Source organism: Streptomyces sp. NPDC002896 (genome assembly GCF_040295225.1).
Lineage (GTDB): Bacteria > Actinomycetota > Actinomycetes > Streptomycetales > Streptomycetaceae > Streptomyces.
The window spans coordinates 66,594-80,035 of record NZ_JBEOVA010000025.1 but is presented as its reverse complement, the minus strand read 5'-3'; the positions used below and the strand labels follow the sequence as shown (position 1 = coordinate 80,035).

Below are 13,442 nucleotides of genomic sequence, written 5' to 3'. Positions count from 1 at the left end.
CGGGCGGCGAGTAGCGGGGCGGAGGTCTCCGCGCCGGGGGCCGTCTCCTGACGGCCGGGGGCGGTCACGTGTCCGTCCTCAGCAACATGACCCCGCTCGGGGCGAGCCCCCCGGTGCTGACGACCGCGGTCCGGGCGCCCGCCACCTGCCGCGCCCCACCCTCGCCGCGCAGCTGCGTGATCGCCTCGCGGATCAGGCCCATGCCGTGGGTGCGGCCGTGGGACAGTTGTCCGCCGTGCGGGTTGACGGGCAGGATCCCGTCCCGGGCGATGTTCTTGCCGCCCTCGAGGAAGTCCTTTGCCTCGCCGATGCCGCAGAAGCCGAGCGCCTCGATCCAGGACAGGCAGTTGATCGTGAACCCGTCGTACAGCAGTGCCACATCGACGTCGGACGGGCCGAGGTCGGTGCGGGACCACATGTGGTAGGCCTGTGCGAGGACGTGCGGCTCGTGCGCCGACGTCGACTGGTCCCATTCGAGACGCTCGATCAGCTGCGTACCCACCGCCTCGACCAGTACCGGCGGCTTCGGGAGATCGCGGGCCGCGTCCACCGCCGACACCACGACCGCGATCGACGCGTCGCACGGCACGTCGCAGTCGTACAGGCCGAGCGGGGTGCTGATGGTGCGGGTCGACAGATAGTCGTCCATGGTGAGCGGCTCGCGGTAGATCGCCTCGGGGTTGACGGACGCGTTGGCGCGCTGGTTGAGAGCGATCCAGCCGAGGGTCTCGCGGGTGGTGCCGAACTCGTGGAAGTGGCGCTGCGCGTTCTGTGCGAGGGCGTGCGCGGCGGAGACCGCTCCGAACGGGGTGCGCCACTCGCCGGCGCCCTCCACCCGGTCCGGGGCGGGCGACGGCCGATGGCCCTCGCGCAGCTGCTGGGCGTAGGTGGCCTCCCACAGGGTGCGGTAGCACAGCACGTGCCGGGCCAGCCCGCTCGCCACGGCGAGCATGGCGGCGATGACGCTGCCGCCCGGCCCGAACGTCTCGGCCCCGCCGTTGTACCAGGTGGGGTGGATGCCGAGAGCGCTCTCGACGGCGGCGACGCCGCCCTCGCCGAACCCGGCGGCGATCCCCGCACCGGGGTAGGTGGCCAGACCGTCGATGTCGCCCATCGTCAGGCCGGCGTCCGCGACGGCCTTCTCGCATGCCTCGATGGTCAGTTCAAGCGGCGGCACCCCCAGGCGACGGCCTACGCGGGAGGCGCCGGCGCCGGTGAGGGCGGCCCGGTGCTCGAACCGGTCGGCGCTCACCGGAGGCCGGACCAGCTGCTTCAGCCGCGCGGGAGGCAGTTCGTCCTCCGGTAGCGGGCCCGGCTCCTCCGGCTGCTCGGCGCAGGGCCGGAAGAGGGGGATCCACACGTCCTCGACGTGCTCGAACGTCACCTCCATCCGCATGCCGAGCCGCAGTTCGGACGCATCGCAACCGACGACGTTGGTGGTGAGCCGCACCCGCGGGTCCTCGTCGATCGCCACCCGCGCCACCACGTACGGCGCGGGCAGCCCCGGCACCGAGAACCGCTCGTTGACGGTGAACGAGATGAGGGTGCCCGTGCCGGCGACCTCCGTCACGCGCAGCCCGTGCCCCCGGCAGTGACGGCACACCGGCTGGGGCGGATGGATCAGGGCGGAGCAGGCCTCGCACTCCTGGAAGCGGAGCCGGCCATCCGCGCCCGACGTCCAGAAGAACGCGCTCTCCGGGGTAAGAAGGGGCAGGGGGCGCCGGGCCACAGGGTCTCCTCAGATGGTCGGTCCCGTGCCGGGAGGTACGGGAAGTGGTTGACCGTTGACCGCCTGGTTCGCGGTGGTGAGACGGACGACGCGGAAGGCGCGGAGGACTCCCATCACTTCACGTCGTTCATCGTCTTGCCGACGTCGGCGAGGGTCATGGCCCTGCCGTACTTCCCCTTGAACTTGTACTGCTTCACGCCGCAGCGGAACGCGCTGTTGTCGGGCTTGAAGTCAGCCGGCTCCCAGCCCTTGGAGGTGGCGTGCTCGATGTTGAAGCAGTCGAGGGGGACCTCGGCGCCGCTCAGGTCGACCGGGGCGAGGACGCCACCGCCGGTCCAGGCCTTCTCCTTGCGGGCGTTGTCGTAGACGCAGCGGCGCGTCAGCTGGTCGCCGCAGGCCTTGGCGGACTTGACGAACAGGGCCCAGGCGCTGAAGGCCCGCAGGGCCGGCATGGTGATGTCCGCATCCGGCGCGTACTTCTCGAAGAGGTCGATGACCTGCTGGGTGGCCGGGTTGTCGGCGGCCTGCTCCAAGGGGTGGACGCCGCTGAGGTCGGTCAGGTTGTTCTGGAAGTCGAGGGCTTTGCCGCCGAGTTTGATGAAGGCAGGCCCGTAGGCGTTGTTGTTGGTGTCGATCCAGTCGAGCTTGTAGTTCATGGCGGTGAGGGCCTGCTCGAGCTTGGCAAGCTGGGTGAAGTCGCCGTACCAGATGAGACCCCGGACGTTGTTCTTCTTGAGGGACTGCGCGTACGGCGTCCAGTCGGAGACCCCGGCGGCCGGGTAGAGGTCGTGGTAGACGACCTTCGCGCCGAGCGCCTCCATGGCCTCGGTGGACTGCGCCGACATCACCTTGACGGTGCCCGAGTCGCCGGCGATCACGCCGATGCCCTTCGCAGACTCGGGGTAGGCCTCCTGCACCAGCCACGGGTAGTAGCCCGAGTAGCGGTTGTACACGGTTCCGCCGGTCTGGTTGACCTGCAGGTCGGAGCCGTTGGCGTTGATCATGCTGGTCTGCGCGGGAAAGTCCGGCAGGGTGCACTCGAGGCGTTCCTTGACGCCCAGCCCGTCGAGGGCTGCTCCGCCGCCGACGAGCGCGAAGTCCTCCTTGCATGCCTCGATGACGCGCTGGCGGACCTCCATCATGCGGGTGTCGCGGACGGTGGCCTCGAGCTTGCGGCCGCCCACGCCGCCGGCGTCGTTGCACCACGAGGTGAACACCTTTGCGGCGTCGCCGTACTCGGACTTCTTGGTGAAGCCGACGTCGGAGAGGACGCCGGCCTTGATGGTGTCGGAGGTGACGCCCTGGGCGGGCGAGCCGGAGGCGTCACCCGGCCCGCAGAGCCCCTTCAGGTCGCCGAAGTCTCCGGCGGGCCGGGCCCCCGAGGTGGTCTGGGCCGCGTCGTCCTCGCCGCGGGAGGCGCCGGTCGAACCGGACCGGCCGCACCCCGCGACGAGCAGGGCGATCACGGCCAGGGTCGCGACGGAGCTCCTCTTCCTCACGGGATCCTCCTCGCCTGACGAGGCGAATAGATTGCTCTCCGAATCTGGAAATTATCTTCTCCGCAAGAGAGAAGCAATATGTCTGCCGGAGCGACACGACTACGGACACGACGCGGGGGCGCCGCCCGCCTGCAGTGGCGGACGGCGCCCCCCGGCCCGGCTCTCAGGACTCCGGGCGGTACTCCGTGACGACCTCCATGATCCGCATCTTCGGAACCGGGTCCATCCGCAGCGGGCCGGACATGTCGAGCTTTCCGGCGGCCGCCGCGGCGGTGACGCCCTTGACGGCCTCCTCCGGGTCGCCCTCGATCTCGTACTGCGTCACATACGGGCCGTAGTCCTCCTGCGGGGCGTACCGGCGGGCCGCGACAAACCCGTCCAGCGCCACGACCTCGGGCAGGTGGACCTCGTCGTACCAGCGGTTGAACTCCTCGACGGTCTCCGGGCTCGCCGGCCAGGACTCGACGTGCAGGATGTGCTTCGCCATGCGTTCCTCCGTCGCTCGATGGATGCGGCTCATTGCCGGACTGGCTGATGCGGAGCGGTCAGGTGCGGGGAATCCAGCCGCCGTCGATGTTCAGGGTGTGGCCGGTGACCCAGTCGCTGCCGGGCGAAACCAGGTAGAGCAGCCCCGGCACCAGGTCCTCCGGCTCGCCGAAGGGGAACGGCACGGTCGCCTCGACCATCGCCCGCAGTTGCGGAGGCGAAGAGAGCGCCCCAGCCTCGGTGTTGACGTTGCCTGGCGCGATCGCGTTGACGCGGATGCCGAACGGGGCGAGCTCGCGGGCGAGCGACAGCGTCATGCTGACCAGCCCGAGCTTGGTGATCCCGTACGCGTTGGCGCCCATGAAGGCGCCTCCCGACGACTGGTTGACGATCTTTCCGTAGCCGCGCTTCTTCATGTACGGCACCACGGCGCGGGTGCACAGGAGCGGCCCGGTGAGGTTGACACCCAGCGTGGTGTGCCACAGGTCCAGGTCCATCGTGGTGAGCGCGCCCTTGCCGACGATCTCCGCCATCAGGGCCGCGTTGTTCACCAGGATGTCGACGGAGCCGAAGCGTTCCGCGGCCGTCGCCGCCATCGCGTCGACGCTCGCCTCGTCCGACACGTCCGTGCGGACCGCGAGCACCTGGTGGCCCGCCTTCGTCAGCTCCTGCTCCACCGCCTCAGCCGCCTCGGCCTTGACGTCCGCCAGCACCACGGCGGCCCCGGCCTCCGCGAGCCCCTTCGCGTAAGCCCGGCCGATCCCGCCTCCCGCCCCCGTGACGATCGCGACCTTTCCCGCCAGCACCGCACTCTCGCTCATGCATGCTCCCTCCCGTCAGGCGGTTGGCTCGCCACCCAGGAAGATAGCTATGTTTCCGAGAATCGAGAACGGTATTCTCCAGATCGACCCAGCTTAACTCTCGCCGAAGGAGGAGAGGAATGGCGCACACAGCTGCCGACAAGACGGCCGTCGTCACAGGTGCCGCTTCCGGCATCGGCCTCGCCATCGCCCAGCGGCTGGCCCGCGACGGCGCGAAAGTCGCCGTCTTCGATCTGAACGGAGACGGTGCAGAGGCGGCCGCCGCGAAGATCCGCGCCGACGGCGGCACCGCCATCGGCCTCGCCGTCGACGTCGGCGACCGCGCGCAGGTGGACCGCGGGGTCGAGAAGGTCCGGACACGGTTCGGCCCGGTAGGGATCCTCGTCAACAACGCGGGGCGGGAGGGATTCGAGCCGTTCCTGTCGATCACCGAGGAGTCGTGGGAGGGCATCCTTTCCATCAACCTCACCGGCACCTTCCGCTGCTGCCAGGCCGTCCTGCCCGACATGGTGGACGCCCAGTGGGGGCGCATCGTCAACATCTCGTCGTCGAGCGCGCACAGCGGGCAGCCGCTCATGACCCACTACGTCGCCTCCAAGGCGGGCGTCATCGGCTTCACCAAGGCGCTCGCCCTGGAATTCGGCCCGAAAGGCATCACCGTGAACACCATCCCGCCGGGCTTCATCGACACGCCGATGACCCGGCGGAATGAGGCGAAGGGCCTGCTCGGCCCCGGCGTCGACCACCACGCCGCACGCACCCCGGTACGGCGGCCGGGACTGCCGGAGGACATCGCCGCGGCGTGCGCTTTTCTGGTGAGCGAGGAGGCGGGCTACATCACGGGGCAGGTCTTCGGCGTCAACGGAGGGCGTAACACCTGACAAGGAAGGGATCGGCACACCAGCTGGGCCGCGGCGGCGCGATCGCGCACCGGTCAGTGCCCGACGGCTGGCGGGAGAGGCTGCTCCGCCCAGATGGTCTTGCCCTGGGTGCTGTGCCGAGTGCCCCAGCGCTGGGCCAGCAGGGCCACCATGGCCAGACCGCGTCCGCCCTCATCGGTCTCGGCGGCGCGGCGGACGTGGGGGGTGGTGGTACTGCCGTCGGACACCTCACACAGGAGGGACTGGCTCCGGAGCAGACGGAGCCGGATGGGCCCACGGGCGTGCCGGAGGGCGTTGGTGACCAGTTCACTCACGAGCAGTTCGGTGATGTCGACCAGGGGGTCCAGTCGCCAGGCCCTCAGCTGGGCGGCAGCCAGGGCCCGTGCCTCGCCGGCGGCGATGGGGCCCTCGGGCAGCGGCCAGTCGGCGACATGCTCGCGGGGCAGGCCGCGCGGCCTGGCGAGAAGGAGGACGGCGTCGTCCTCGGCACCGTGCGGGGTGGTGAGCGTGGTGGTCAGGCCCTCGCAGAGGCGGTCGAGGCCGGGTGTGGTCTCGGTATCCGTCAGGGGGTCGGCCAGCGCGTCGGAGAGGGCGCCGGTCAGCGCGGAGATGCCGGTGTCGATGTCCCTGCTGTGGGTTTCCACCAGTCCGTCGGTGTAGAAGGCGAGGAGGCTGTGCTCGGGCAGCTCCAGCTCGGCCGTCTCGAACGGCGGGTTCCCCACCCCGAGGGGCGGATTGTTCGGCAGGTCGAGGATGTCGATCTGTCCACCTTGGCGGACGAGCGCCGGGGGCGGGTGTCCGGACCGTGCGAAGTGCGCCGTGCGGGTCGCGGGGTCGTAGACGGCGTACAGGAAGGTGGCGTAGAAGTCCTCACCGAGGCGCGCAACCAGGTCATTGAGCTGGAGGAGCAGGTCGTCGGGCGTCAATTCCAGGTCCGCGAGCGTGTGCACGGCGGTACGAAGCCGGCCCATGGTCGCCGCCTCGGACAGGCCGTGCCCCATCACGTCTCCGATGATCAGGGCGACCCGGTCTCCGGAGAGCGGGATCACGTCGTACCAGTCCCCGCCGACCTCCAGGCCCTCACTGGCCGGCAGGTAGCGGACCGCGGTGATCGCGCCGGGCAGCTGCGGGAGGACTTGGGGTAGCAGGCCGCGCTGCAGTTCCACCGTGCGGGCGTGTTCGGCGTCGTAGAGCCGGGCTCGTTCCAGTGCGTGTGCGACCAGTCCGCTCAGCGCTGCGAGCAGGGTGCGCTCGTCCTCGTCGAGTTCGCGGGGCTCCAGGAAGGCGATGATGCAGCAGCCGATGGGTCTGCCGGAAGCGATCAGGGGCAGGAAGGCCCACGCCTGCATGCCGGAAGGGCCGATCCGCCACCCCAGGTGGGGGTAGAGGCGTCCGTATTCGTCACCCGAGCCGATGAAGATGGGGGTCCGGGTGCGCAGCGAGTCCGAGGTCGGCGACACCTGGGTCACCGGAGCGGCTACCAACGTCTTCAGGAAGCTCTTCGAGTATCCGGCGTGACCGGCCACCCGCAGGCGGTCGCCTTCCAGGGTCTGGATGGCCAGTCCGGTGGCTCCGAACGGCGTCAGGAGGTGATCGCCGACGGCGCCGACGACGTCCTCCACGGTGAGCGCCTCGGAGAGCGCCGCGGTCAGCTGCTGCGTCTTGGTGGTACGCAGCACCGCCCCGTGCTCGACCCGGTGCTGCTCCGCCTCACGGACCTGCGCTTCGGTGATGTCGCTGAACGACAGCGTCAGTCCGTCGTCGTACGGGGTGAGCCTGATCGAGTACCACCGCCGGACAGCGGGGAGGTGTACGTCGAAATCCGTGGGCAGCCCGGTGGCGGCGGCCTCGCGGCAGCGGGCCTCCAGACCGGGCTCTCCGGGGTACGGAACGGCTTCCCAGAGTGTCCGTCCCAGCAGGGCGCTCCGGGACGTCCTGAGAATTCCCTCCGCCTGGTCGTTGACGTAGACGATCCGCCCGTCGCCGCCGGTCATGACCACGCCGTCGGCCGGGCGCCCCAGGCGGTACGCAGCGACTTCCCGGGTCGTGTGGCTCGCGGTGTCGTCGAACAGCGTCCCCACCACACGGCCCGGCTGGTCATCGGGGCCGGGCAGGACCAGCCCGCTGAAACGTACCCAGCGCTCGCCGGCCGGGTGCGTGAACCGGTACTCGCCGTCATAACGCTCGAACACCGCCATGCGCGACGCGGTGAAGGGCAGGTCGTCCCGATGCACCATCTGCGCCCAGGTCTCGTACCTGGAGTCGAAGGTTTCCGGGTTCAAGCCGAAGATCAGGCAGGAACGGTCATCGAGGAACAGCTGACCGGTGCGGACGTTGCAGTCGAACGTACCCACCTGGGCCGCATCCAGCATCCACCCCGGCGCCGGCCCGGGTCCGGACGGAATGCCGACCGTCGGCGGCCCCCCACTGGGGGCCAGACCTGCGAGGTGGCCGTGCAGCCGGGCGGCCGCCGCCTCCAGGGAATCCCGGGCATCGCCCAGCTCCTTCACACGGTCGAGCAACACCGACAGCGTTCCCATCGGGGCAGTCCCCGGGCCCAGCGGCACAACCAGGACACGGGCGCCGGGCGTGCCGGACGCATCAGGGCCTGGACGGCTTCCGTGCTGGTCGGAGCCGTCCGTCTGCACGACCGGACAGCTGCGCCGTACCGCTTCCGTCGGCGCGAGATCCTGGTCGACGGGCACCTGATTCCAGGCTTCGGCGAAGGCCGGAGTCAGACCTGCCATGGCCAACAGGCGCAACCGCGATCGCTGGGGTTCCAGGAGGTGGATGCCGGCTCCCAGCGCATCCATATCGGACACGACGTGCGTCAGCGCCCGCACGAGTGGCTCAGCTTCATCCGCGTCGGCGTGCCACCACTCGCCGGCGACATCACCGGCGCTCCTGCCCCATGGGGTGGGAACGGCCTCCGCGGTGCGGGCCGCGGAGCCGTTTCGGGAGTCCCGAGATGGGTTCATCCTTTGCACAGGCGCTCCGTCGCCTCTGATCACCACAGTGCTGGACCGGGTGGCCGGAGCGGTACACCCAGAAAGCGACACCCGGAAAGCGGCATCGAATGCTTTGCGGCTTTTCCTACACTACAGCCTGATTTTTGTCACCCCAGCCTGGTGGCCAGGGCGCACTCCTCGACGAAGGAAAGGATCTTCAGGTGGTACGCCATGGCGGCCCGGCCGATGCTCGTGTTGTGCCCGGCCCCCGCCTGCTCGTCCACCACGACGCGGGGCGAGGCGGTGAACAGGGAGCCGGTGCCGGCCAGAGCCGCAGGGCCGCTGCGCCACACCTGTTCGTGCTCGCCGAGGGTGAACCGCAGGGGGACGCGGACGCGGGCGGCGAGCCGGGGGAAGTCCTCCGTCCACGTACGCACCACGTCACCTTCGTAGGCAGGCGCCGGTGAGCCGATGCGGGCGCCCCCGTAGACGTCCGCGGGGTAGGCGTCCGCCGGGTGCCAGATCAGGTCGCGCATGCCGCGGCCATCGGGGCGCCGACGGGTGCCACCCCGCCGCCACTCCTCCATGAGGCGGTGCGCCGGCGGATTGTGCTGTGTGCCGGTGCCGGCCAGCTCCACGCCCAGCAGGTCCGCGCCGCGCTCGTCGACGGCCATGCGCAGGGCCAGTTCGCAGCCGATCGAATGGGCGACGAGGAACACTCCGGCGCCGCGCGACCGCCCGGCGAGCATTGCCTCCACCGCCGCGTAGGCCACCTCCACCCGGCGCTCCGGCCGCCCCATCCCGTGGGTGTGGCCGGCCGAACTGCCGTATCCGGGGCGGTCGAGCGCGAGCACGGTGAAGCCCAGGGCGGCGCCGGTGCGCAGCAGGGAGAGGCGGGGGTGTCCGGGGTGGTCGTAGTACGCCGAGGTGGCGGCCCCGCCGTGCAGTGCGACGACGACGGCGCGCGGCCGGGGTGCGGCGGCGACAAGCGCGGACACCGGGACGCCCGCGGCCTGGACGACGTGAGGGACCACGTCATCGAACGGTGGTGTGGCGGCGGTTGAGGGTTCGGTCGTGGTCATTTGTCCTGCTTCACGTCCTCCATCGACTTGCCCACGTCGGCCAGGGTGAGCGGCTCGCCGTAGTCGCCCTTGAACTTGTAGGCGGGGGCGTCGCAGCGGTAGGCGCCGTGGTCGGGCTTGATGTCGGCGGGCTCCCAGCCCTTGGCGGTCGACTGCATCACGACGTAGCACTCGGGCGGGTCGTCGACCTTGGTCAGATCGACGGGGGCCTGGAGGCCTCCGCCGGTCCAGTCGGTGTGCCGGGCGGCGTTCTCGTACACGCACGCGCGGGTGAGCTGGTCGCAGTCGCGTGCGGCCGTCGCGAAGAGCAGCCAGGCGGAGAAGGCGCGCAGCACGGGCAGCGTGATCTCGGCACCGGACGCGTACTTCTTGAACAGGTCGATGACCTTCTGTGTCGCCGGGTTGTCCGCCGCCTCCTCCCTCGGATACGTGCCGAACAGCTCGGTGAAGTTCTTCTGGGTGCCGAGCGCGGGGCCGGCCAGCTTCAGGAACGCCGGGTTGTAGGCGTTGTTGGTGGAATCGATCCAGTCCGGTGCGTAGCCGATGGCGGTGAGGGCCTGCTCCAGCTTGGCGAGGCTGGTGAAGTCACCCAGGAAGACCAGGCCCTTGACGTGCTTCTTCTTGATCGACTGAGCGTAGGGGGTCCAGTCGGACACACCCTGGGCGGGGTAGAGGTCGGAGTAGACCACCTTGCCGCCCATCGCCGTCAGGGTCTCTTTGTCCATCGCGGCGAGGTTCTTCGTGACGGGCGAGTCTCCGGTGATGATGCCGACGCTTCCCGCCGACGACGGGAACGCCTCCTCGAGGAGCCACGTATAGAGCCCTGTGTAGCGCGAGTACCCGACCGCAGGGCCGGAGGCCAGCACCTGCAGGTCGGAGCCGAGGGACTGGCGCATGCTGGACTGGGCCGGGAACTCGGGCAGCAGGCACTTCAGCCGGTCCTCGACCCCCGTGCCGTCCAGTGCGGCACCGCCGCCGACGAGCGCGAAGTCCTCGCGGCACGCCTCCAGCATCCGCGCGCGAACCTCGTACAACCTGGTGTCCCGCGTCACCGGGACGAGCTTGCGGCCGTTGATCCCGCCCGCGTCGTTGCACCAGGACGTGAAAACCTTTGCGGCGTCGACGTACTCGGACTTCTTGCTGAACCCCACGTCGGTGAAGACGCCGACCTTGATCTCCTTGTCCGTGACGCCCTGGGCGGTCGCGGACTTGGGCGTCCCGGGCCCGCACACGTCCTTGAGCGTCCCGAAGTCGCCCGAGTCCGTACCCGAGAGGGACTCGGCGGCCTCGGAAGCGGAGGGCGCGTCGTCGTTCGAGGTGGAGCGCATGGAACATCCCGCGAGCAGCAGGATGAGCACACCGACCAACAGCCTTCGCAACGTTCCTCCTCAGGAGGGGGACTCCGTCGTCCGCCCGGCTCCCGGCGGCAATGACGCCGCGATCGGGGTTGAACCGGCGCCGATGAGGCGAGTACGAGAGTGCAGAGAGGGTCCCATCTCGTCTTCGAGAACGATATTCTCGTATGGCTAGAACTTTCATACCAGAAGGAGGCCGCCATGCCGAGCCCCCCGCTGTTCCGGCGCGCGACCGTCACGCGGATCATCCAGGAGACCGCCGACACCCGTACGTTCGTGCTCGCCCCGCACGGAGGGCCGCTGTCGTACCGCGCCGGGCAGTTCTGCATCTTCCGGGTCCGCGTGGACGGCCGGGACCTGCTGCGGTCCTATTCGATGTCGAGCGCCCCGGAGACCGACGACGAGCTGATGACGACCGTCAAGCGGGTCCCCGGCGGCAAGGTCTCGAACTGGTTGCACGACCATGTGGCCGGGGGCGACGAACTCGAACTGACCGAGCCACGGGGCCAGTTCTGCCTGCGCCCGGCCCCCGCCGCAACGCCGCTCCTCGGTTTCTGCGGCGGCAGCGGCATCACCCCGGTCCTCTCCCTCGCCAAGAGCACGCTCGCCGGCACCGACCGCCGGGTCCGGCTGCTGTGCGCCGACCGCGACAGGCCCTCGGCGATCTTCTACGAGGGCCTGGCCGAACTGGCGGAGCGCCATCCGGGCCGCCTGACGGTCGTACGCCATCTCGATGACGAGCGGGGGTTCCTGGACGCGGCGGACATCAAGGAGTTCGTGGGCGCCGACATGGACGCGGACTCGTATGTGTGCGGACCCGAGCCCTTCATGGAGCTCGTGGAGTCGGCGCTGCAGGGGGCGGGACGGGTCTTCAGCGAGCGATTCGGCGGAGGGCAGGTCCCGCCGCCGCCCCCGCCGCGTCAGGCCCCGACCCCAACTCCGCCCCCGGCGGCCACAGAGGGGACGATCACCATTCTGCTCGGCAACAAGCGGGTGTCGGTGCCGCGGCACGCGAACGAGACGCTGCTGCAGAGCGCCCGGCGGGCCGGGCTCGCCCCGCCGTTCTCCTGCGAGGCGGGCAACTGCGCGACCTGCATGGCCAAGCTGACCGAGGGCACGGTGACCATGCGCGTCAACGACGCACTGACGGAGGAAGAGGTCGCCGAGGGGTACGTCCTCACCTGCCAGGGCGTGCCGGACACGCCGTCCGTGACGGTCGAGTACGAGTAACCACGGGCAATTACGGCTGAATCGGGAAAACCGATGGGTCGCCGCCTCGCCCGGAGCGAGGCGGCGACCCATCGGTTCGTGTGTCAGCTGTGAGGATCACCGTGGGCGGCTCATGGCCGCTGGCCCGGATGGCACAGCACCAGGACCGCGCGGGCGACGAGCTCGCCACCGCCACCGAGCTGCTCGCGGTACCGGCTGGTGATGGCCCGCACCTCGTCCATGAACGCGGGGTCGGTGGCGCGGGGACCGGAGGGGGCAGGCAGCTCCCTCGCCATCTCCCGGCGCCGCAGCAGAAGCCCGATGATCTCGTCGTCGAGCTGCTCGATGCGGGACAACGACCTGCGCGTCGCGTGTTCGGTAAGCCCGTCCATTGCCACCGTGCACCTCCGTTCTCCAGGGGGCGCTCACACGAGATTCCCCTTCACCCCTTTGGAGAATGCTATTCTCCCTCGGTCTGGGCCGCAATGTCCCTGCATCGAACGAACCTCGCGCCCTGCCGCTGGGCGCACCTGAAGCCATGGACGCAGCGCCCCTCTTGGGGCGCCAGACCCGACCAGCAGCCACCACGGCCTTCCCGTCGCCGGATACGGCATTTACCTTATTCGAGAATGCCGATACCCGGAGGAATTCCCATGGTCGATCTGGAGACGGACTCGGGGCTGGCGGTCGTCACCATCAACCGCCCCCACGCACGCAACGCCATCGCACTGGACACCATGGGCGAGCTGGAGCACGCCCTGGACGCAGCGGCGGGCGCACGAGCCCTCGTCATCACAGGCGCGGGCGATCGCGCGTTCGTCTCAGGCGGCGACCTCAAGGAGCTGGCCGCCCTGCGCACCACCGCGGAGGCAGCGGCCATGGCGTGGCGGATGCGGCGGATCTGCGACCGCATCGCCGCCTTCCCCGCCCCTGTGATCGCCGCGCTCAACGGCCATGCTCTGGGCGGCGGGGCCGAGATGGCGGTCGCCGCCGACATCCGGGTGGCCGCCGACGACATCAGGATCGGCTTCACCCAGGTCAACCTGGCGATCATGCCGGCGTGGGGTGGCGCCGAGCGGCTCGCGGCCCTCATCGGCAAAGGACGGGCGCTGCTGCTCGCAGGGTCCGGCCGGGTTCTGGACGCGGCCGGAGCCGAGCGGATCGGCCTGGTGGACGAGGTGCTGCCGCGCGCCTCCTTCGAGGAGGGCTGGCGGACCCTGGCCCGTTCGCTGGCGAACCGCCCGGCCCAGGAGATCAAGCGGATCACACGGGACGGCGCATCCGCCCAGGATGCGGTCGACGCCTTCGCCGACCTTTGGGTCGGGGACGCGCACTGGGCGGCGGTGGACCGGGCGATGAGCCGGGGCCGGTAGGGCACTACGCGCCGCAGCAGAAGAACTTCAGGAGGTGTCGAAACCATTGCCTCTCCCCT

11 protein-coding genes are annotated in these 13,442 nt (G+C 70.1%); 3 read left to right on the top strand and 8 right to left on the bottom strand.

Annotated features, from left to right (window positions below; all coding sequences use genetic code 11):
• Positions 1–64 precede the first annotated feature (64 nt).
• The 4 genes from ABT009_RS34500 to ABT009_RS34485 form a co-directional block, all read right to left on the bottom strand.
• On the bottom strand, positions 65–1,729 hold the full coding sequence (locus ABT009_RS34500) for a thiolase C-terminal domain-containing protein (RefSeq protein WP_351304135.1): 1,665 nt from the start codon (positions 1,727–1,729) through the stop codon (positions 65–67).
• Between the two features lie 113 nt (positions 1,730–1,842).
• A complete protein-coding gene (locus tag ABT009_RS34495) occupies positions 1,843–3,228 on the bottom strand; it encodes an ABC transporter substrate-binding protein (RefSeq protein ID WP_351304132.1) in 1,386 nt (461 codons plus the stop codon).
• A 163-nt stretch (positions 3,229–3,391) separates the two neighbouring features.
• Positions 3,392–3,715, bottom strand: a complete 324-nt coding sequence (locus ABT009_RS34490) for a hypothetical protein (RefSeq protein ID WP_351304130.1) — start codon at positions 3,713–3,715, stop codon at positions 3,392–3,394.
• 58 nt (positions 3,716–3,773) lie between these two features.
• The gene (locus ABT009_RS34485) at positions 3,774–4,535 is read right to left on the bottom strand and encodes an SDR family oxidoreductase (RefSeq protein WP_351304127.1); all 762 of its coding nucleotides are present in this window, start codon (positions 4,533–4,535) and stop codon (positions 3,774–3,776) included.
• A 119-nt stretch (positions 4,536–4,654) separates the two neighbouring features.
• On the opposite strand from ABT009_RS34485, the gene ABT009_RS34480 reads away from it, so the two are divergent.
• The gene (locus ABT009_RS34480) at positions 4,655–5,416 is read left to right on the top strand and encodes an SDR family NAD(P)-dependent oxidoreductase (RefSeq protein WP_351304124.1); all 762 of its coding nucleotides are present in this window, start codon (positions 4,655–4,657) and stop codon (positions 5,414–5,416) included.
• 53 nt (positions 5,417–5,469) lie between these two features.
• On the opposite strand, the gene ABT009_RS34475 is transcribed toward ABT009_RS34480, so the two are convergent.
• The 3 genes from ABT009_RS34475 to ABT009_RS34465 form a co-directional block, all read right to left on the bottom strand.
• On the bottom strand, positions 5,470–8,163 hold the full coding sequence (locus ABT009_RS34475) for a SpoIIE family protein phosphatase (RefSeq protein WP_351304121.1): 2,694 nt from the start codon (positions 8,161–8,163) through the stop codon (positions 5,470–5,472).
• 368 nt (positions 8,164–8,531) lie between these two features.
• Complete coding sequence (locus ABT009_RS34470; RefSeq protein ID WP_351304118.1) at positions 8,532–9,446, bottom strand: alpha/beta hydrolase; 915 nt, start codon at positions 9,444–9,446, stop codon at positions 8,532–8,534.
• Entirely contained in the window at positions 9,443–10,825 is a 1,383-nt protein-coding gene (locus ABT009_RS34465; RefSeq protein WP_351304115.1) for an ABC transporter substrate-binding protein, read from the bottom strand. Before ABT009_RS34465 ends, ABT009_RS34470 begins: the two co-directional genes overlap by 4 nt.
• Positions 10,826–11,002: 177 nt before the next feature.
• On the opposite strand from ABT009_RS34465, the gene ABT009_RS34460 reads away from it, so the two are divergent.
• Positions 11,003–12,031: a 2Fe-2S iron-sulfur cluster-binding protein gene (locus ABT009_RS34460; protein WP_351304112.1), complete on the top strand. Its 1,029-nt coding sequence runs from the start codon at positions 11,003–11,005 to the stop codon at positions 12,029–12,031.
• Between the two features lie 110 nt (positions 12,032–12,141).
• On the opposite strand, the gene ABT009_RS34455 is transcribed toward ABT009_RS34460, so the two are convergent.
• A complete protein-coding gene (locus ABT009_RS34455) occupies positions 12,142–12,402 on the bottom strand; it encodes a chorismate mutase family protein (protein WP_351304109.1) in 261 nt (86 codons plus the stop codon).
• 261 nt (positions 12,403–12,663) lie between these two features.
• Between ABT009_RS34455 and ABT009_RS34450 the strand changes: the two genes are divergently transcribed.
• Positions 12,664–13,383 carry an enoyl-CoA hydratase/isomerase family protein gene (locus tag ABT009_RS34450; RefSeq protein ID WP_351304106.1) on the top strand — a complete coding sequence of 240 codons (720 nt, stop codon included), beginning with the start codon at positions 12,664–12,666 and terminating at the stop codon, positions 13,381–13,383.
• Positions 13,384–13,442: the final 59 nt, after the last annotated feature.

Bases quoted from the DNA above. Each gene is read 5' to 3' on its own strand.
- ABT009_RS34490 (WP_351304130.1), bottom strand. From the start codon at position 3,715: ATGGCGAAGCACATCCTGCACGTCGAGTCCTGGCCGGCGAGCCCGGAG.
- ABT009_RS34485 (WP_351304127.1), bottom strand. From the start codon at position 4,535: ATGAGCGAGAGTGCGGTGCTGGCGGGAAAGGTCGCGATCGTCACGGGG.
- ABT009_RS34480 (WP_351304124.1), top strand. From the start codon at position 4,655: ATGGCGCACACAGCTGCCGACAAGACGGCCGTCGTCACAGGTGCCGCT.
- ABT009_RS34475 (WP_351304121.1), bottom strand. From the start codon at position 8,163: ATGGCAGGTCTGACTCCGGCCTTCGCCGAAGCCTGGAATCAGGTGCCC.
- ABT009_RS34470 (WP_351304118.1), bottom strand. From the start codon at position 9,446: ATGACCACGACCGAACCCTCAACCGCCGCCACACCACCGTTCGATGAC.
- ABT009_RS34460 (WP_351304112.1), top strand. From the start codon at position 11,003: ATGCCGAGCCCCCCGCTGTTCCGGCGCGCGACCGTCACGCGGATCATC.
- ABT009_RS34455 (WP_351304109.1), bottom strand. From the start codon at position 12,402: ATGGACGGGCTTACCGAACACGCGACGCGCAGGTCGTTGTCCCGCATC.
- ABT009_RS34450 (WP_351304106.1), top strand. From the start codon at position 12,664: ATGGTCGATCTGGAGACGGACTCGGGGCTGGCGGTCGTCACCATCAAC.